At 32.3% G+C, this 20,119-nt stretch carries 21 protein-coding genes; all 21 read right to left on the minus strand.

The annotated features are described in order from the left end of the window. Window positions 1–30: 30 nt before the first annotated feature. On the minus strand, window positions 31–753 hold the full coding sequence (locus tag CAR_RS07125; RefSeq protein ID WP_013711031.1) for a CpsD/CapB family tyrosine-protein kinase: 723 nt from the start codon (window positions 751–753) through the stop codon (window positions 31–33). A gap of 13 nt (window positions 754–766) precedes the next feature. Continuing rightward, window positions 767–1,504 (minus strand): YveK family protein, encoded by a 738-nt coding sequence (locus CAR_RS07130; RefSeq protein WP_013711032.1) that lies wholly within the window; start codon window positions 1,502–1,504, stop codon window positions 767–769. Between the two features lie 80 nt (window positions 1,505–1,584). Further along, window positions 1,585–3,045 (minus strand): oligosaccharide flippase family protein, encoded by a 1,461-nt coding sequence (locus tag CAR_RS07135; RefSeq protein ID WP_013711033.1) that lies wholly within the window; start codon window positions 3,043–3,045, stop codon window positions 1,585–1,587. 84 nt (window positions 3,046–3,129) lie between these two features. After that, entirely contained in the window at window positions 3,130–4,191 is a 1,062-nt protein-coding gene (locus CAR_RS07140; protein ID WP_013711034.1) for a glycosyltransferase family 2 protein, read from the minus strand. A 27-nt stretch (window positions 4,192–4,218) separates the two neighbouring features. After that, on the minus strand, window positions 4,219–5,049 hold the full coding sequence (locus CAR_RS07145; protein WP_013711035.1) for a glycosyltransferase family 2 protein: 831 nt from the start codon (window positions 5,047–5,049) through the stop codon (window positions 4,219–4,221). 16 nt (window positions 5,050–5,065) lie between these two features. Then, complete coding sequence (locus CAR_RS07150) at window positions 5,066–6,340, minus strand: O-antigen ligase family protein (protein WP_041556385.1); 1,275 nt, start codon at window positions 6,338–6,340, stop codon at window positions 5,066–5,068. A gap of 38 nt (window positions 6,341–6,378) precedes the next feature. Then, window positions 6,379–7,596, minus strand: coding sequence for a glycosyltransferase family 4 protein (locus CAR_RS07155; protein WP_013711037.1), 1,218 nt, complete (start codon window positions 7,594–7,596; stop codon window positions 6,379–6,381). Window positions 7,597–7,640: 44 nt separating this feature from the next. After that, the gene (locus tag CAR_RS07160; RefSeq protein ID WP_013711038.1) at window positions 7,641–8,849 is read right to left on the minus strand and encodes a DegT/DnrJ/EryC1/StrS family aminotransferase; all 1,209 of its coding nucleotides are present in this window, start codon (window positions 8,847–8,849) and stop codon (window positions 7,641–7,643) included. A 71-nt stretch (window positions 8,850–8,920) separates the two neighbouring features. Beyond that, complete coding sequence (locus CAR_RS07165) at window positions 8,921–9,643, minus strand: sugar transferase (RefSeq protein ID WP_013711039.1); 723 nt, start codon at window positions 9,641–9,643, stop codon at window positions 8,921–8,923. A 198-nt stretch (window positions 9,644–9,841) separates the two neighbouring features. Beyond that, window positions 9,842–10,648 (minus strand): GNAT family N-acetyltransferase, encoded by an 807-nt coding sequence (locus CAR_RS07170; protein WP_013711040.1) that lies wholly within the window; start codon window positions 10,646–10,648, stop codon window positions 9,842–9,844. A gap of 50 nt (window positions 10,649–10,698) precedes the next feature. After that, window positions 10,699–11,667, minus strand: a complete 969-nt coding sequence (locus CAR_RS07175) for a GNAT family N-acetyltransferase (protein WP_013711041.1) — start codon at window positions 11,665–11,667, stop codon at window positions 10,699–10,701. Between the two features lie 503 nt (window positions 11,668–12,170). Then, on the minus strand, window positions 12,171–12,494 hold the full coding sequence (locus tag CAR_RS07180) for a four-helix bundle copper-binding protein (protein WP_013711042.1): 324 nt from the start codon (window positions 12,492–12,494) through the stop codon (window positions 12,171–12,173). Between the two features lie 238 nt (window positions 12,495–12,732). Continuing rightward, the gene (locus tag CAR_RS07185) at window positions 12,733–13,392 is read right to left on the minus strand and encodes a transaldolase family protein (RefSeq protein WP_013711043.1); all 660 of its coding nucleotides are present in this window, start codon (window positions 13,390–13,392) and stop codon (window positions 12,733–12,735) included. Between the two features lie 20 nt (window positions 13,393–13,412). Then, a complete protein-coding gene (locus CAR_RS07190) occupies window positions 13,413–13,778 on the minus strand; it encodes a PTS glucitol/sorbitol transporter subunit IIA (protein WP_013711044.1) in 366 nt (121 codons plus the stop codon). A gap of 93 nt (window positions 13,779–13,871) precedes the next feature. Continuing rightward, window positions 13,872–14,876, minus strand: coding sequence for a PTS glucitol/sorbitol transporter subunit IIB (gene srlE, locus CAR_RS07195; RefSeq protein ID WP_013711045.1), 1,005 nt, complete (start codon window positions 14,874–14,876; stop codon window positions 13,872–13,874). A gap of 23 nt (window positions 14,877–14,899) precedes the next feature. Further along, window positions 14,900–15,454: a PTS glucitol/sorbitol transporter subunit IIC gene (gene srlA / locus CAR_RS07200; protein WP_013711046.1), complete on the minus strand. Its 555-nt coding sequence runs from the start codon at window positions 15,452–15,454 to the stop codon at window positions 14,900–14,902. A gap of 20 nt (window positions 15,455–15,474) precedes the next feature. After that, window positions 15,475–15,930, minus strand: coding sequence for a transcriptional regulator GutM (locus CAR_RS07205; RefSeq protein ID WP_041556886.1), 456 nt, complete (start codon window positions 15,928–15,930; stop codon window positions 15,475–15,477). A 14-nt stretch (window positions 15,931–15,944) separates the two neighbouring features. Continuing rightward, window positions 15,945–17,825, minus strand: coding sequence for a BglG family transcription antiterminator (locus CAR_RS07210; RefSeq protein WP_041556388.1), 1,881 nt, complete (start codon window positions 17,823–17,825; stop codon window positions 15,945–15,947). 19 nt (window positions 17,826–17,844) lie between these two features. Next, window positions 17,845–18,645, minus strand: coding sequence for a sorbitol-6-phosphate dehydrogenase subunit (locus tag CAR_RS07215; RefSeq protein ID WP_013711049.1), 801 nt, complete (start codon window positions 18,643–18,645; stop codon window positions 17,845–17,847). A gap of 234 nt (window positions 18,646–18,879) precedes the next feature. Beyond that, window positions 18,880–19,701: a Cof-type HAD-IIB family hydrolase gene (locus CAR_RS07220; RefSeq protein WP_041556389.1), complete on the minus strand. Its 822-nt coding sequence runs from the start codon at window positions 19,699–19,701 to the stop codon at window positions 18,880–18,882. A 43-nt stretch (window positions 19,702–19,744) separates the two neighbouring features. After that, window positions 19,745–20,056: a hypothetical protein gene (locus tag CAR_RS07225; RefSeq protein ID WP_013711051.1), complete on the minus strand. Its 312-nt coding sequence runs from the start codon at window positions 20,054–20,056 to the stop codon at window positions 19,745–19,747. Window positions 20,057–20,119: the final 63 nt, after the last annotated feature.

A 20,119-nucleotide genomic window follows, 5' to 3' on the forward strand; every position in this document is an offset into this window, starting at 1 on the left:
AATAGTTGATTTTATTTTCTCAAACAACACTTAACCAACGCTGTCTAGTTCTTTTTCTTTAGCATAATACCCATTATTCAAGCTTTTCATTCGTTCTTTACTATTAAATACAGCTCCTAAAACATTTGCTTGTACTAAGTTCAATAATTCTTTAGCTTTTAAGATTTCACTTAAATCTGCAACTTCTTTTCGAATCACAAAGACTGTCCCGTCCGATTTATTTCCCATCACTTGAGCATCCGTAACAACATTGACTGGTGGCAAATCAAAAACAATCAGATCATACTCTTGTTTTACTGTCTCAATAAATTGTGACATTCTTTGAGAAGCTAGTAATTCTGATGGATTCGGTGGTAAAATCCCGCTAGTTAATAATTCTAAATTTTCTTGACTAGTTTTATGCAAAAGGTTAGCTATTTGTCTATTTTTAGTTGTGAGAATACTTGTCAATCCTTGTTGATTTCGCACTTTGAATAGTTTATGAAGTGATGGATTACGCATATCTGCATCTACAAGTAATACCTTTTTCCCTTGGGAAGCAAAGACAACTGCTAGATTAGCAGCAATTGTAGATTTGCCTTCTCCTTGTTTTGAAGAAGTTACCATTAATGTTTTCAACTCTTTATCTATCATAGAAAACTGAATATTTGTCCTAAGTGTCCGAAACTCTTCTGAAATAATAGAAGAGGGATCGATTAGTGTGATAAGATTTTTATCCTCATATTTTTTCTCTTTTAATCTCTTTTTAAACATCATTAATCTCCTCCTAAAACTTTTTTAGTGTGATTTGTTGATACTGCAAAACCAGATTTTTTTCTTCAATCGCCGTTTCTGACTTAGACATTTCACTGATATTTCCTAAATGGATCCATCCTAACTTCTCAGTAATGACTTTTTCATCGCGTACTTTTTTATCCATTGTTTCTAAAATAATGGATAAAATCATCCCTAATAGGAATCCAACTAATAAACCTACTACTTGGTTTAATGATAAATTGGGAGAAATTGGAACAGCATTTACTTTAGCTTTTGAAAGAATGGCTACATTTTCAACATTAATGATTCCATCTATGTTTTCTTGGAATGTAGCAGCCATTAGATTGGCCATCTCTGCTGCACGGTTTGGATCAGTATCGGTAACTTTTATCCCAAAAATTTGTGAATCGTCCTGAGTGATCACTTCAACTTTTTGCTGTAACTCAACTTCAGACATTGTATTTCCTAGTTCATTTATTACCTTGTCAATTACAACAGGATCTTCTATGATATCTCGGTAAGTATTGATCATTTGAATGTTGGTTTCGATTTCCCCTAATTCTATTGATTGTGTATTCATATCTTGTCTACTAACTAAAAGTTGCGTTGTAGAACTGTATCTAGGGATAAGCACGTAATTTGTTAAGGCTGTTGTAAGTGCGATACCAATCAAACTTAACAATACTATTACCCACCAACGTTTCTTCAACATTTTAAATATGTCTACCATTCCAATCGTATTCATCATCCTATATTCCTCCTTATAAATCTTGTTTTTAAAACACTAAGGTAGGTTATAATCTAGATTGGCCTACCAAATCATTCAGCCTAGTTTTTAACTTTGTACCTTTTTGAATGATACAACTTTCCTCTTAACAATATGAATAGGTCTTTTAAAAAAGGGACTTTCAAAGCTGTAGAGCAACCTGCATAAGTTACAACGCCAATAAAAATTTGAATTAAAGTTGTTACAAAATTTGCATTCATACCATTCGTAGTAACGACAATCATTAGTGCCATAACTGCAGCTGAAGCAACTATTCTTAAAATTAGATTCATATCAAATGTAAACTGGGTCTGTTTGTTTAAATAAATCACACGAAACACCGTAACAAAAGTTTCTACTATTAAACTGGTTAATACAGAACCTACCACGCCTAAAATTGGAATAAGGGTAAAATTAAGCAGTATACTAATCGCAGCCCCACCAAATGTAGAAATGGCATAAATTTTTGTATTTCCTCTTGGCAATAAATATTGGTTACTGATTGCGATCCCAATTGGCATAATGATTATAACGGGTGCGATGATCGGTATAAAAACCTTTAGCGCCTCAAAGTCACTGCCAAAAAACCATGGAACCAACGTTGCAGCTAATACGCTTACCCCAAACGCTGCTGGTATAGAAATAAACAATTGAGCATGTATTAAGCTGTGTAGCGTCTTATTTATTTCGTCTATCTTATTCTTTGAAAATAAATTGCTCATTTTGGGTAGCATCACCAAATTAATTGTTGAGATCATGGTAATGATAATGGTGCTTAAATTGAGTGTATTTGTATAGATCCCAACGGATGTTTGACTATCCAATACACCCAAAATGGTTTTACTTAATGTAGTATAAAAAATAACAGCGATTTGTGGGAAAAAATAGGCAATCATTGGAAACAAATGTCTCATCATTTTTTTTATAGGTACAAAGCGGAATGAAATCTTCTTATAAATAAACACCCACATAACAAGCTGAGAGAAAATATTGCCTAACGCTTGTAAGAGCAAATAGAGTGGCAAATCATTGTAATCTTTAATAAAAAATACAATCCCAAAAAACACAACTGTTTGAACAGCTAAGTTGCTTAAACTAACTTTTTTAAAATCTTCTATACCCATAAAAAACCACGAAATATCGAATAATACAGCAATAATGTGCAGCGATTGAATAATGTAGTACAAGAAATCCCTGTGAAGAAAGACCAAAACTACAACTGAATAAAGAATAAATGAAACAGCTGTTGTTACTAACTTCAAGCTAACTAATTCAGAGAATGTTTGATCCAGTTTTTTCTTGTCTTCCCTTACCATTGCAATTTCACGATTTCCGTATAAGGTAATTCCCAAACCGGATAGTAAAATAAAATATTCTGCTATTGAATTGGTAAATGAATAGATTCCAATTCCATGTGCCCCTAATGCCTTTGAAATTATTGGAATTGTAACAATAGGCATTAAAATTCTGATTCCTTGAAACAATGATTGATAAAATAAATTTTTCCCAACACTTGATGTCATTTTTAAGCACCTCAATTTTATTGATTTAGCCCTATAGAATAAAGACCCCTTTCACTAACAAAAATGATGACTACTTCATTCTGATTAAGTCCCTGCTAGTTTTTTTAATGTATTGAATGCATAATGGTATTTTTTGCTAATTTGTGTTCTGGCTCTCATAACTCTTAAAGCAAGTGAATATTTATTGTTCTTTAATAGAAGGGTCAATAATTTGATGTGGTATTTCATTTCTAAACTAGAGTTTGGGGAAAATAATGTTTGTTGGATTTTCGGATGGTGTAAAACAGAGGAAATTTGTTGTACTTTTTGGTCTTCGTTAAGAGGACAATCTTCCAAAACTAAATTATTTAGTTCTACATAAAGAGTTCTCCAGTAAGCTAGACTAATTAAGTCTTGATAACTTTGTTCATAATGCCATGTAACGATTAATTTTTCAAAATGTTCAGCAATGTTGTACTCCAACAGAAAGCGATCTGGATGATAACGATTAACAGCTGATCCAACTCGAGAAACATAATGATAATAAGGTATCTGATTAAAATAGATAGCGTCTAAATTTCGATAGACTAAATGATTGAATAACGCATCTTGTCCTACTCGCTGATCAGTAAAACGACAGTTATTTTCCAGCAAATAAAGATGTTTATAGAGTTTATTCCACAATATATTGGAATCTAAGTTTTGAAATGCTCTGAAATTTTTTCTAAAATCCTCTTTTGTGTTTAACACGGATAAATTTGGAAGTTGAGCCGTCATTATTCTTTTTCCTCTTGCATTTATTTCTTCGACATAATACCCAAAAACAACAACATTCGCTTCATTTTCCCAAGCAATTTTTAAGTTGTCTTCAATCAACTCAGCTTCTACATAATCATCTGGATCCGAGAAATAAATATAATGGCCTGTTGCTCGATCAAGTCCTGCATTTCGAGCCAATCCAGAACCTGCATTTGCTTGATGGAGAACCTGTATTCGATTATCTTTTTTTTGGAACTCATCACAAATGTGACCAGATCCATCCGTTGATCCATCATTAACTAATATTAATTCAAAATCCTTATACGTTTGATTCAACAAACATTGAATCGATTTTCTTAATCCATCTGCAACATTGTAAATGGGCATAATGACAGATACAGCAACCATAATAGCTCTCCTTTCAAAATAGCGTTTCTAAACAGTTGGGTGAGTTGTTTCATCAAAAAGATTGCTATCAAGTTCTTGATGTCGGAGATGTGTCAAAATCTTTTGAGGAATCAGTCCGACAATTAATGGTTTGAGTACATAAATCAGACCTAATGGCATAAGATTCATTGTTTTAAAACCGTTATATCTTACCTTAGCCTCTCCAAATCTGTATTTATACGCTCTCTTTTTAAATGTTGCGGAATCTTCTCGATAATTAAGTAGAATATCTTGCATATTGTGCCCTTTAAACCCTGCAGCGTATAACCTCATAAACAAATCATAATCTTCTGCCCTTAAGGTTGCTTTTGAAACTGTATAATTTCCAACTTGGTTAAGAACGTCCTTTTTAATAATAATGGTAGGATGAATGAACTGTGATCCAAATAGAAAGTCTTTTTTTAATGGATCATTTTTTGTTTTTCGTACTCCCCAAATACCGTCGTCATTAAAAAGGAAAACTTGACTTCCAACTAATGCATATTCTGAATGAGATTCTAAGTAATGCATTTGTTTTTCAAACCTATCTTTATAAGAAATATCATCTGCATCCATTCGTGCAATGTATTCGCCTTTCGAAATCTCAATGCACCTATTCAGTGAATAGGCTAATCCTTTATTGGTTGTATTTTGAATTAAACGTACCTTTCGAGGATAGTTCTTCACATAATCTTTTGCTATTTTCAAGGTATTATCCCTCGAACCATCTTCACATAATATGATTTCAAAAGATTCATACGTTTGATTCAAAAGGGAATCTAGGCTTTCTTTTAACGTTTTTTCACAGTTATAAATGCCCATTACAACAGATACTTTCATTTTAATCTTCTCCTTTTCATGACTCTTTCAATGAGTGAGTGTATTTTGTTTGGAAAACACTCATTCCTAGGACTAACCAAAAAATCCGGGCATTATTTAATGAAATAGATACAGAGGCAATTAAGAAGATAATTAAAATGTCTCGAATAATTTGCCTGTTTTGATTTTCCTGATTGCTTTCCAACAAACTTGGTCTAGCTTCAAATAGAGCGGAACCAACATATATAAAGAATAAAACGGTTAATACGATTCCCCATTCTGCCGAAAGCTGAAGATACGTGTTATGAGCAACATTTGGGTTATGGACAAATTGTTCGGCAATTGGAATATAATTTCCTAATCCAATTCCCAGAAATGGTGCGGAGTTGATTATATGCATTGCTGTTTCCCAGACCTGTGCTCTTCCTGATCCACCGTCAGAAACCGCTGAAGAAAAATCAGTAAACAACAATTCTACTCTAGAAAAAATCGGAAATCGATTTACGATTATTGCCATTAATTCATCCGTATAAGTCAAAATATTTGGTACAATCGCTAACAATCCTAGTATTAGAATAAGAGAACCACCAGCTCTCAATGGAGTTGTCCTTTTCAATTTTACGGCTTTCGCTATTAAAAAATATCCACCATATAGAAAAACCAATATAACAGCTGATTTTGAACCTGAACTAATAATGGATAAAAGTATAATCCCGATTGCTCCAATTCGAATAACTGAATTTAAAGGTTTTATCCTTAAAAGAATACTTAGTGCACAACATTGAATGACTGCGAAAAAATTCGGATCATTCATAAAGCCAATCAACCGACTTTCACCAAATAACATGATAGAAGATAAATATGGGATTGGAACAAATGAAATCAGAATACCAATAAAACCTATTCCAACAGCCCCTATTACAAAGCCTCTTAAAAAAAAAGTGGTTAATTTTAAGCGGGAAAGATTAAAACCTATAGTGTAATAGAGGAAAACAACTAGTAGTTTAGTGTAATCAATTAGAGTAGCTAATGGATTAGCTACAATCATATATTGATTGGGGATGATGAACAGAGAATAAAACAAAATAACAATTGAAAACGTACTAAAAACCAAAATATGCGTGAGCGGTAATTCTAATTCCTGCTTCATAATCAAACTAATCAATACTCCTACAACTATAAAGTCTGATAAAGATAAGTTGATTCCAAATAACACATTGGATTGATTTAAAAAGAACGACATGACAAAAACCATAATTATTAGGAATGATGCATCTCGCTTTCTTTCTAATGGTAAAGAATTTGTGGCCATATTTTCCACCTCCAATGAGAACCGTTTTTAAAGGAAACTCATTTTATAAAAGCTTTTGTTGCTTTTCTTTCACTGACAAGTGATGGATCTTGAGCATAATTTACAAAATGATAGATTTGTGTCATCTGACTCATTACAGCTTGAACAGAATAGGTATCAAGATATTCTAAGCTTCTCAAACCAAAATTCTCTCTCAAGCTACTTGAATGATAAAGTGTGTCAACATATCCTGCCAACCGTTCATCTTCTTCTAAACCTATCAAGTAACCATTCTCACCATGATGAATCAAGTCTCGGTTGCCTCTGCAGTCCGTAGCAATTATCGGAAGACCCGTTCCCATTGCCTCTAAAAGATTGACCGGCAAACCTTCTTGAGTTGAAGTAGAAATAACGATATCTGATATGCTCATTAACTGGTCAACATCAGTTCTATAACCTAATAAAAATACATTTTCTTCTAGCTGCAGATCTATGATTTGTTGAGCGTATTGTTCTCTTAGCTCACCATCTCCAACCAACAGCAACTTAGCCTGTGGTATTATTTGAATGACATTTTTCATCATAGCGATAGCTAGATGCTGATTTTTTCTTTTACTAAGTTCTCCAACATAGATCAAAAGAAATTCCTCATTGTTATACCCTAATAAACTTCTTCTTAGGTCTTTTAATCCTGAATCGATTGGTTTAAATTTATTTTTATTGATTCCTACTCCGCTAATTTTTTCAATCCTCTTCATCTTAAATTGTTTAGCCAGAGCTGTACGATAGTCTTCTTCGTTAATGGTGATTAGACAATCCGTATATCTAGACAACCATTTTTCTACTGGATAGTACATCAACCAGTTTTTTTTTGGTGCACCTTTAAAAAAATGAAACCCGTGTGCGGTATAAACAACCTTAGTGTGACGTTTGCGAGCTTCTCTAGCGGCAAGTCTGGATAAAACTCCTCCGATTGGTGAATGACAATGAATAAACGCATAATCTTCACGGTCAATAATTGTTTTGATTTCTTTATACGCAGTGTAATTTATAACTTTAAATGGATTTCGGTTAATGGCTACATCGAACACGGTTACTCTTTGTTGTTCTAGTTGCTTTCTAAATCGATTATTTCGTTCATTCGCTGCTGTATCTTCATCTTTAAAATTTGCTAAAACATGGACTTCATACCCCTCATCCTGCAGCAGGTTTATATTTGGCACATTAAACCCTTCTATCATTGGAGCAATTGATGCTAAAATTAATACTTTATCCATTATAGTACCCTCCAAAGTTGTTATTTATACAAAATGACCAACTGTTAGTCGACCAATAGTGGACTCACTTGAACTTTTTTCCAAAGAAGTTGGACTTGACTTTCAGGAACAAGAATTTTTTTCATTTCGTCGATGACCCTAAATTGATCTTCTTCAGTCATATTTGAACCTGAAGGAATGCATATTCCCATCTTGAAGAGCAACTCTGATACAGCTGTTGTTCTTTCATTATGTTTATAAAATTTAGTGTGTTTAAATAGCGGTTGCATATGAAGTGGTTTCCATAATAGACGCGTCTCAATGTTTGCTTGATTCATTTTATCCATGAATTCAAAAGGAGTAATTTTTGTCATAAACGGATCAATAACAAGCGTGGTCAACCAACGATTGGATTTTGACTGTTCGATTTCAGGCATAAAATGAATTTCCTCAATTGAATTTAATTCTTGGTAGTAATTCTGAAATATCTCTCTTCTTTTATCGACTCGCTGATCCAATACTTCTAGTTGAGCTCTTCCAATTCCTGCAAGAACATTGCTCATCCGATAATTGTATCCAACAAGTGAATGTTGGTAATATGGTGCGGCATCTTTTGCTTGAGTAGCTAAGAAAAAAGCTTTATCCAACAATTCATCATCATCACTCACTAATGCTCCGCCACCAGAAGTTGTGATGATTTTATTTCCATTAAAGGAATAGATACCAATTTTCCCAAATGTTCCGCTTTTTTTATTCTTGTATTCTGCTCCTAAAGATTCTGCAGCATCTTCAATAATTGGAACACCGAATAGATTTGAGATGGCTAATAATGCATCCATATCTGCACTTTGTCCGTAAAGATTCACCACAATAATCGCTTTTGGTAGTCGGGTTTCTAGACTGGCATCAAATAAAGCTCGTTCTAAGGCTTGTGGTGACATATTCCAACTGCTTGGTTCAGAGTCAATAAATGTTAATTCGGCTCCCAAATACAGTGCTGGATTAGCGCTCGCAATGAATGTAAAGCTCGAACAAAATACACTATCTCCTTTTTCTACCCCTAGACATGCTAGAGCTAAATGGATAGCAGCCGTACCTGAACTTGTTAATGAAGCACCTTTATTGTTTGTGTATTGAGCTAACTCTTTTTCAAAATTAGTGACATTCGAACCTAAGGGAGCAATCCAATTTGAATCAAACGCCTCTTGAATGTATTTTTGTTCATTTCCTGACATATGTGGTGAAGACAATAAAATTCGCTCACTGTTTGCCATAGACTTCCCTTCTTTCTCTATCGCTTATTCCCATCAGATTTCGTTTGAATCAGCGATGACTAGTTTTTAACTTACTGCATTTCAGATTTGCTGTTTTGTACTATTGGAACGGAGTCAAAAGAACCTACCTTAGTAAATAGCGATGTGACATTGTTCTTACCTTTCTCATATTCCCATTGTCTTTTGCGATATTCATCAAATGCAACGATGTAATCGCCTTCTTTTTCAACGATGTCCGCTTTCATTAAAACTTTTTGGATTGTCATAAATATTATTTTTATATCGAAGGAAAATGAACATTTTTCAACATATTCCACATCTAATGCAAATCGATCTTCCCAGCTTAAGTGATTACGTCCATTTACTTGAGCCCACCCGCTAATACCGGGCTTCACATTGTGCCGACGCAATTCTTTCTTGTTGTAACAAGGCAAGTACTCGACTAATAACGGTCTAGGACCAATGAAACTCATTTCTCCTTTTAAAATATTGATCATTTGTGGTAGTTCATCTAAACTTAATTTACGAATAACTTGACCAACCTTTAACATACGATCATCGTAAGACATTTCTTTCTCATTAATTATCGTTGGATTTCTCATGCTTCGTAATTTATACATATTGAATAGTTTATTGTCTTTTCCTACACGTTCTTGAATAAAAAAGATAGGACCAGTAGGATCTTCAATTTTTATCAAAATTCCTACAATTAAAATGACTGGTAAAACTATTAGAAATAACATAGCGGCAAAAATCCATTCAATCATTGATTTAATAGGATAATAAATCGTCATAATGTTCTCTCCTTTATCTTTTTACATATCTGTTAACTGGATATCAGTAAGAGAGGCTTCAAAATTGGATATCTAGAGAGGGTTTATTAAATAGGGGTATAACTAATGTGAGGAATTCAGAGGTTTAGGTTTAATCAAGGGGAAAATAAGAGGAATTAAGTCAAAAATTAGTAACTTACGATTAAATAGAGTGTTTTTTCATGAGGTTGAAGCAATTGAAGAGGAATTTTGAGGGATATTAATTATCGTGGCAGTTTTAAATCGCTTAAATGCAGACAATTGATATCCGCAATATTGGTAGTGCTGATGATAGTACATACGACTAGCTTTAGTTTCTTTATCTACAACTAATAGCACTTTTTTATCTTTTGCTAACGCCATAATAAATATTTGTATTTGTGTTCCAATCCCTTTATTTTGAAAATTTGGTTCTACTTCAAAGTGATCAATTTCAATGTATTCTGAAGATAAAATAATATTGGCTGTTCCTACAACTTTTCCATCTAAATAAGCATTGATTTGCTGGATTTTTGGGGAAATAAAACGATCCACATAAAAATCCTGCTTTTTGTGAGCGTATAACACTCCATTCTTTAAATTTAGTTGATACATAAAATCTAAATACTCTTTTAATCGTTCATTATCTCCTACTATTTCCACACTAATTTCTTCATTTTGATGAGAAAAATAAAAATTCTTTGGATCAATAACGAGCAATTCTTCAGCAGCAATCGTATAATTTTCTTTTGTGAGATATTCTTCTATCTCCTTAGAAAAAGGTTCATTCTCTGCTGCATAAAAATGAATGAAATCTTGTTGCATCTTTTTTTGGAAATCCATCAGTTTTTTTTCAGCTAAACAAAATTCTTCTAATGAAGGATTTCGTTTAAATTTTAATATATTACAAGAATATAAAAAGGGTAGTTTTTCATTTTGATAATGGTGATAAAAATCTGTTTCTTCTATCCATGTATACTCGTGATATGTTTCGCTGAACGATACCATTCTCATCACTCCTTTGAAGTAAACTCCTAGAATGTTACAAATATTCGTTTTTAAGTTCGGTACTTTGGAAAAAAAGAAGTTTCCTTATCAAAATCACCAAATGTTTTACGCATTTGAACTAATTTTTCATAAATAATTGGATCATGTATTTTTTTACCCACATAAAATGGGTGGTCTCCACTTCTAGCATAACCTTTTTTATGCAGGTATATTCCGTCTTCCCCTTTATGACCTCCACCTAAAATATATTTCTTTAACCCTTTCTCTTTTAGCCACTGTATAGTTGTTAACTCTACTAAAGCTTCTGCATGGTAACAGTAATATTCCTCAAGTGTTCCAGCTAAAAAACCAAAGGATCTTTCTTTACCCATTAATACCAATGCTGTCGAAATGACTTTATCCTCCATTACGGCATGGAGATAAACAAATTGACCTTTCATCGTTTCGTGGATTTGTTCAAAAAATGACTTATCAAAGTAATAATAATCTTCTGCACCATTTCGTTTCATTGTTGAATAATAGACAGTTAGAAAATCATCAATATATTCTCCAGTTTCATCCATAACAATTTTTATTCCGCTTTTTTTAGCTGATTCTGCACTTCGCAAAATATTTTTACGAATATCTTTATTTATTGGTAACTTTAAATCCCTAACGATGTTGTTACCCACCAATGATACGTCTCCGTAAAAAGATTTCCGTACTTGTGTGTTTTCGAATAGATCAAAGCGTATAAATTCTGTTATAATACTATTTTTTTGACAATAATTTGAAAAGGCTTCAAAATAGCCTTCTAATAATTTTTTTTCATCTGTAGTTTCTTGAATAACTGGTCCGCCATAACCATATGGGGTTACAATATCAAAAAATTCTTTATTTTCTAAGTTAAATGGAATGCCCCTTTTAATAAACATATTTTTTATTTTCCCATACTCGCTTTCAAAATTGAAAACTTTTAACTCTCCTTCTTCAATCGACTCATATAACTTTCCATAAGGTTCTGTAAAATTAATTTCCATTTAGCATTTCTCCTTCACGTTTTTAATAAAATATTTATAAAAAGGCAACCTAAATAAACCTACGTTACACTATTTTTTTCTAACATAGCTTCTGGATTACGGTAAAAAAAGTAAATGAGGTAGTTCAAAATAATGGGATATCCATTGTGGCATGTGGGGTAAAAAAGAGTAAATTAAATAAGAGTTTGTGGATGTACTTCTTGAAACGAATCTAAAAATATAAAGTGTATGAGCGGTCAGGATGACCTAGGATAAAACTGAGGGGTACTGCTTTAAAGAGGTTAAAAATAAGTATTCAATGATAGCAAAAGTTTTGGGGCATTTGCTATTGTTTTTGATAACCAGAGTATAACAAGTACACTTTAAAAGAGCTACCGTTTTATAATCAAAAATTAACTTTTGACCATAATTTGTGACAAGAATATGTACAGCTCTATTGAAAACACCTATCTATAGGCATTTAGAGCTGTACATATTTGGGATAAATATTAAAAAATAGTTGACTATGCGTAGTTTCTACAAAGTTCTGCACATTCCAAACAAACCTTTGCACATCTTTGACAGTGGTCATGTTCATGTTTTTCACATTCTTTTCCACAAGCTTGACAAATAGTGGCACATAAAGAAATAAGATCAGTTGATAAGGCACTTTCACGGGTTATTGCTGTTGAAGCAAATGCACAAATATCCGCGCACTCTCTATCTAATCGGATACATTCTGCCATCATTTGGACGTTATCTTCTTTTAGGCAAGCATCAAAACATTCATTACAAACACGTTGACACTCAAACATTTTTTCCGAAATTTTCACTAATTGTTCTTGCATATTACCCCTCCTATTATTTTTTACACTTTTAGTATAAATCTTTTAGAAAGGGCTATCAAATGATACAATTTTTATTTTGTGTTTAAACCCATTAATAAATTAGGACTATCAAAAGATTTTAAAATTTATAAAAAATGAAGCTATTGTCACAATAGTTACTATAGGAATTCTGCTGTCTTAAATTTCGAATAAAAAAACTTAACCCACTAAGAAGCTAGTTTAAGGTTAAGTTTTTCTTTTACTCTTTTAATTTATTTAATTCTTTACCATGACTGTTAAAAATCTTAATTGCATTTATGGCTAATTCTTTATTCATCATTTGGTCTACAATATCAGTCGGAATAGTGGCTGTATGTGCTCCGGCTATCAACGCATCTACAACTTGATTTGCATTTTTAAAGCTCGCTGCCATAATTTTTGTTGGCAATTGTCGATTATCAATAAATTTGCGCATTTGTGTGATTGATCGATAAGGATCCAAATTATTATTTGACATACGATTTACATAAGGAGCTAAGTAATCACAACCAACAACAGCTGATAGAATACCCTGATCCGATGAATAAATAGCTGTTCCTAAAATAAGTTGTTCTGAATAGTTTTGTTTAGTGATTTTAACGAATTCTAGCCCAATTGTATCCATTGGAACTTTGATAACAATTTCCTTATCTGTTTGTATATTCTGGATTATAGTATAATCTTTCTTTAATTCTTCTACTGTTTCACCTATCACTTGCACAAATAACAGTTCAACATCACTTGCTAAAAGAGTATTGAGATGACTAAAGCGTTCTTTATTTTCTTTTAACAATAGTGTTGGATTTGTGGTAACACCTTTAAATATGCCTAAAGGTAACTTTTCATTGATTTCATCAATACTTGCAGTATCAAGAAACATGCACTGAGGCCTCCTCTAAATTAGCTCTTTTTAGTGATTTTCACAACAGAACCTTCCTCTAAATTGACAATTCCTTTCCTTTCAACATAAAGCGTTCCTGCTATTTCAGCTTCTGTCTCTCCATTAAAGTTCAAGGTAATATGACCTAAATTTGTAAGGTTTATTTTAACAACATTACCAACCGCTGTAATAGAATATTCAGTGTCATCAAGTGACAAAATATCGCCTACTTCAATTTCCCCATTAATAGGATTGATATCAATAATGTAACAAAAATCTGCTAAGTCTGCTGGTGCATTATTCCCAAATAACACCACCATATTTTCTTCCTTAAATGCTGCAGCGTTTTCGCCATATCTGTTTACTTTTGTTTCAAAAATAGTCATTACTTCACCTCATAAATAGATTTATTTTTTAAGTGTTTAAGAATCTGATATGAAAAAAATCTCCAATCAGATTCATTCATGCATTTTTTATATTTAACTGTATAATCCAAAACTTGCTAACCATGCCACAATAACACGCGGAACACCATTTAAGAAACGTGAATATAAGACTGAAGGAACTCCTACTTCAACTGTTTCTTGCTCTGCTTCTTCAAGTCCTAAACCAACTGGAATAAAATCAGCTGCATTTTGAGTATTAATAGCAAATAGAGCAGGAAGTGCTAATGATGGTGGAATATTTCCTTTTCCAATTTCTACACCAATCAACGTTCCAATAACCTGAGAAATAACTGCTCCAGGTCCTAATAAAGGAGATAAGAATGGTAAGGAACAAATAAAACCAATGATGATCAAGCCCCAGATATTTCCTGCTAAAGGAGCCATAATGTTTGCAAATAATGTCCCAATTCCACTTCCTTGAATAATCCCAATCAGTAATGCAACAAATGCCATAAATGGTAAAATGGTATTGATAACAGTTTGGATTGATTCACGTGCTGCTTGATTGATCACGGAAATCGCTTTACCTGCCCCCATTCCAATTTTAGCAATAAAACTTCCGCCTTCAGCTTTTTGCTGCGTGATTTTTTTATTGGTATCGTATTTTGGTTCTGGTTTTGCTGAACTGTCAGATTTTACAGCTGAAGAAGCAATTTGACTTTCATCTGCTAGCGATATTTGATTTACACCTACTTTAGATACATAGATTTCTTCATGGATGTATTTTGCTAATGGACCTGCTTTTCCTGTTGCAAGAATATTGATTGTTGGAATTCCTTTTTGAGGATAAATGCCACATCTTAATGTTCCACCACAGTCAATAATAGCTACAGCAATTTCATTATCAGGAATGGACGTTTTGAATCCATTAACAGATTCCATTCCAGTTAATTCTTCAATTTTATCGACAATTGCTGGTCTTTCTCCTCCACCGACAACATATAAAATTTTATGTTTTTCTTCAGTCGGTGTAATGATTAATGGGCCACCATAACCGCCAGACCCTTTTTTCACGATAACACTTTTATATTCTGCCATGTTTTTTCTCTCCTTTAGCTTTCTTAAATTGCTTCAATTTTCAATTCTTTGCTTAACGTAATGCCTTGTTGTTTACATACAAATGCTGTTGTGTAGTCTGTTACCCAGCCGCCAATAAAGTTCATTACTAAACCGACTAAAAGGTAACGAATAGCTAGATCCATTTGGTTTAGTCCTAATGTTTCGATACCTTGTGCTACTCCAAGATAGACAAATAATTCACCTGGATTGATATGCGGGAAAACACCATTACTAGTATGATTAAACTGAGCTAACGCAGCAAAATAACTAGGCTTATAATATTCAGGTAAGAATCTGCCTAACGTGAATGAGCTTGGATTACCCAACATGAATGCGGCTACAAAAGGTAAGATCATATAACGAGTTAAAGGGTTTTTTGTTGAAGCACGTGCTAATTTTGTTACTCTTTCTTCTCCTAATGCACTTACTAATGTATTCATAAAAACCAACAGCATTAAAACTAAAGGGATAATACCGCTTACCCAACTTATAAATACGGCTGCTCCCTCTTCAAATAATCCAATGAAACCTTCAGCCAACATTACAATGATATCCATTTTTTTCCACTCCTCTTATTTTATTTTTTTGAAAAACTTAATGTTAACCCTTTCATTTTATGTGCTGCATGTGCTAATGGGGCTTTCTTTTCTGGAATTGGTTCTCCATTTACAACATGGTTATATGTTTCAACTGCATTTATAATGGCTTGTTTTGTCAGATTTATTTCTTTTTGCATAACTTTTGATTGAAGTGTTAAAGTATCTAGTTTAATACCATCATATCCTTCTAATTCTTTAAATCTCGCTATTACTGAAGTACCTTGAAGTTTGCGACCGTATTTAATTATTCCTTCTTTATCAAGTGCAAACATAATTATTGTACCGGATCTAAACTTTCCTGGACGTCTCCCTATAGCAACCCTGCCTAGTTTTCTCATCCTAGAGTATTCTAAACCAAAATTTTTAATTTGTATAAACCCTAAAAATGATTGTAATAAAAATGCTCCTATACCCAAAACAATTAATAAAATCATCGAACTACTCATAGTTACCATCCCTTCAATAATACTGATTTGACTTGATTGTCGTTTTTAGCCATTATTAATTTTTCATAATCATTCTTATTTGTTCCAAAAGAGAAAATTTTATCATATATAAAAGTCAAATATTGTTGTTGTTTATCTTCTAATGTCTCTGGTATACCTAATAAAAAAATTACTTTTACTTTATCTTTTGATGTTACTACAGCATTTTCATAAATCCCAATACTCAAAACAAACTTAGCATTTCCTTTATTTATGGTATGAGGAATAGCTATTCCGTTGTCATAAATCATTTGTTGAATATTCTCTCTTTCTTCCCAACGTTTATAAAAGTCTTGATCCATTAGGTTATCTTCAACCAGTTGTTCGATCATAAAAGTTACATTGGAACGATAATTAAAATCTTTAGAAAGCTTAAAATAACTAAAATCAATATTATTATCTATCTCATTAGATGGTATTGAATGACTTGGTAAATTAATTTTGTCAATTTCTCTAGCAATATATTTCCTATCAAAGATACTGTTGATTTTAATGACTGGAATAGTCTCTTTGATTTTTATAGGAATCATAGTTACGATAAAATCATAATACTGCAAATTTTTATTCTCGTAATCGATTTCATTAATATGATGAATGTCTGCCTCTAATCCTACTACCTCTTGTAATTGTCTTTTGACTAATTCAAAAGTACCTCTTCCTGTATTCGAAATAACTGCAATTCTCTTTGTATTCTTTTCTTCTATTATTTTTGCTTCTTCAAGGAAAAGAGCAAAGTAGACAGCTAAATAACTTGTATCTGTTTCCTCTATTTCTAATTGATACCTTTGTTTAAATACTTCTGTTGAAACTTTTGCTAATTCAAAAGCTAAAGGAAATTTCAGTTGAATATTATCAGAAAAAATATCATTTAATGGTACATGAAAGGCTAAACGATTAATTAAAAGCATCAAGTGGTGTTTTATATTATTATAAAACTCCTCTGTATTCATATTAATAAAATAACTTTCTTCCACCGTTCGGATCATTTGATCAAAAATATATCTAATTTCTCTCTCATACTCTTGATTTTTGATTACTTTAACAGATGCTGAATTTCCAGTGTTAATAGGAAAAGACATGAAATCTTTTTCTTTTTCTGAAATACCACTTTCCACTTCTCTACTTAATATAGAAAAAAATACATCTAATTTATCATTATCTTTTTCATAATTTTGATAGAGAGAAGTCAGTTCATTTAACTCATGCTTCATATTTAAGCGTTTTACTGATATAGCAATTATTTTTTTAAATAAATTTTTATTTTGATAATTCAACTGAAATTCATCTGCTAATTCGTCCATTAAAACTACTATAGTACTAGATAATTCAAACTTACTAAAGTAATAATCATAAACTAAATACAATAATGCTAGTCGAAAGTTAAACTCGGTTCCATCAATAAGTATTCCTTTGTTTGGGATCCCTTTGATAGAAATACTGTATTTAACTAAATGCATTTTTGCTTTTTTTATATCATTGTTTAAAGTACTTCTACTGATACTCATTATTTCTGATAAATCATCAATTTTCACAAAATTATTTTTCTCAATAAGATGATAAATGATGAATGCAACACGTTTATGGGAAGAATTAAAATCTAAATACTGCTTAAATTCTCCATTAATAATTTTTTGAAATTTTTTATGATTTACTATCTCGAGCGAATAATGGTGATGCTTGAAATGAATAATCGCTGCATCACTCATTGATTCGTTTAATTCATCGATATCTTTTTTCAGAGTTTGAGACGTACTTTTAATTTTATTCTCTAATTCTTTATTTGATAAAGTATCGTTTTGACTCAAATAGTTTAGAATTTTTACTCTTCTACTTATTGATGTCAATTTTATCACTTCCTTTAAATTAGCCTCTTGATTTACCACCTGTAATATTAATAACCGTTCCCGTAATGTAAGAAGATTTTTCAGATGCTAAGAAAGATACCAAATTAGCAATATCATCTAATTTCCCAACACGTCCTAACGGAATATTTTTTTCATATCCAACATCGACTTGATCTACTGAAATATTTCTTGTATAAGCTAAAGCTTCATTATATGCAGGTGTTGTTAATCCTGTCTTTTCATTTATTCCTGGTGCTACTCCAACCACTCGTATTCCTTTACTTCCTAATTCTTTAGCCCATGAGCGTGTATAAGAATTAACCGCCCCTTTTGTTCCTGAATAAATACTTTGTCCAACTGAACCTTCTAAGCCAGATTCTGAAGAAATATTAATAATTGTTCCTAGTGTATTCTTTGCAAGCATATTTCGAACAACTGCTTGTGTAGTTAAGACTACGCCTTTTTGGTTAATATTTACTAATAAATCAAACATTTTCTCATTTACTTCATAATTACCTTTATCGCTAAACAAATCAACTAATAGTCGAGGCTGATTAATCCCAGCATTATTTACTAGTACGTGAATAATACCATACTTTTCTGATGCTTTTTTTACTAAACCGTTTACACTTTCAACCGATGTTACATCTGTCTTAATATTATATACTCCATTTTTTTCGCCATCTTCTACGTTCAAATCAGCAACAATTACAGTAGCACCATTATTTTTCAATTCATTGACAATGTGTAATCCAATTCCTGATGCTCCTCCAGTTACGATAACATTTTTATCTTTTAACTCTAACCAATCATTTGTCATTAAAATAAACCCCTTTCAACTTGTTGAATTTATTCTAACTCAAGTGTGAGGTTTAATTAATACACCTTTTTTTTTAAAGCTTATGAAAAAAGTAAACTAATTAAAAAGAATTATCCTTAGTAAGCCACCAAGCATAAACTATTAATATGTAAACTGTATCAAAAAAATAACAAAGGGCTCTAAACCGAAATAAAAATTTCGATTTAGAGCTCCTTTATTTTAAATTTCATTAACTCAACTACAATAATTTTGTAATGCCCACTCATAAATTGCATGGGCTACGCCATCTTCTTGATTAGATTTAGTTTCGTACTTAGCGACCTGTTTAATAGAATCCACAGCATTGCCCATAGCAACACCTGTACCTGCTACTTTCATCATGTCTAAATCGTTCTCTCCATCGCCAATTGCCATTACTTCATCCATAGCAAAGCCAAGTTTAGTTGCCAGTCCTGTTAAAGCTTCGCCTTTATTCGCTTTTTTCGGTAATAATTCTAAAACATATGATAAGCTTCGAATAGGATAAAAATACTCGGAGATAAAGGATGGAAAAGAAGAAGCTAGACGATCAAGTTCCGTTTCTGGTGCTACATACATTGCTTTGAAAACAGTCAGATCATGCGGTAATTTTGTTAATGGCAAGTGTACTTTTTCCATACCTAATAAATCAGCATCAAATTGCAGCATTTCCGTTGGTGCACCGGTGTAATAATATTCCTTTTCATCAAAATAAGTAAAGTTCATCTCAAAAGGCTCAATTAATCGTTCAGCTTGCTTTAAATGATCGTGGTCTAACTCATGTGAATACACAATTTCCCATGTCGTAGTTTTTTGTACGACTGTACCATTTAATGAAATAACGTAGTCTTCTTCATCTTGAGGCAACTCTAATTCTTTAAGGTACTCATAAACCGCTTGAACAGGTCTTCCTGTACATAAAACAATTTTGATTCCTGCTTCACTTGCTCTGGTTATCGCTTTTTTCACTTTATCGGTAACCAAATGGTGTTCATTTAATAATGTTCCGTCCATATCAATTGCAATTAATTTGATCAATTTGTTCTCCTCCATTTAACTATTCCTTTAAAACAACAGGTTACTAATACTCTGTGTATTCATAATCTATCCCTTTTAACGTCTGTTTTACCCATTGATTGTGAGTTTTTTCCTGTTTTTGCGTTGATAAATTTTCAATAGAATTTTCAATGTCCAAACAAGCTTGAAAGAATTGTAGGGCATCTTTTTCCATTTTAAATTGAAACTCTTGAGCAAGCTCTTTTGTGTTCGCATAATGCAAAACAACTTCTTTTTCATTTATATAAACACTAAAATAAGTTGAAATTTTTCTTTTCTTCACTGTTAGCCACTCCTCACCTGTTTCAATCACAGAAAATTCATCTACAATTATCATACCACTAATCCAGAAAGATCAATAGAGCGGATGCTTTGCAATCATTCTTACTACACTCAGCTT

It is taken from the genome of Carnobacterium sp. 17-4 (genome assembly GCF_000195575.1).
Classification (GTDB): Bacteria; Bacillota; Bacilli; order Lactobacillales; family Carnobacteriaceae; genus Carnobacterium_B.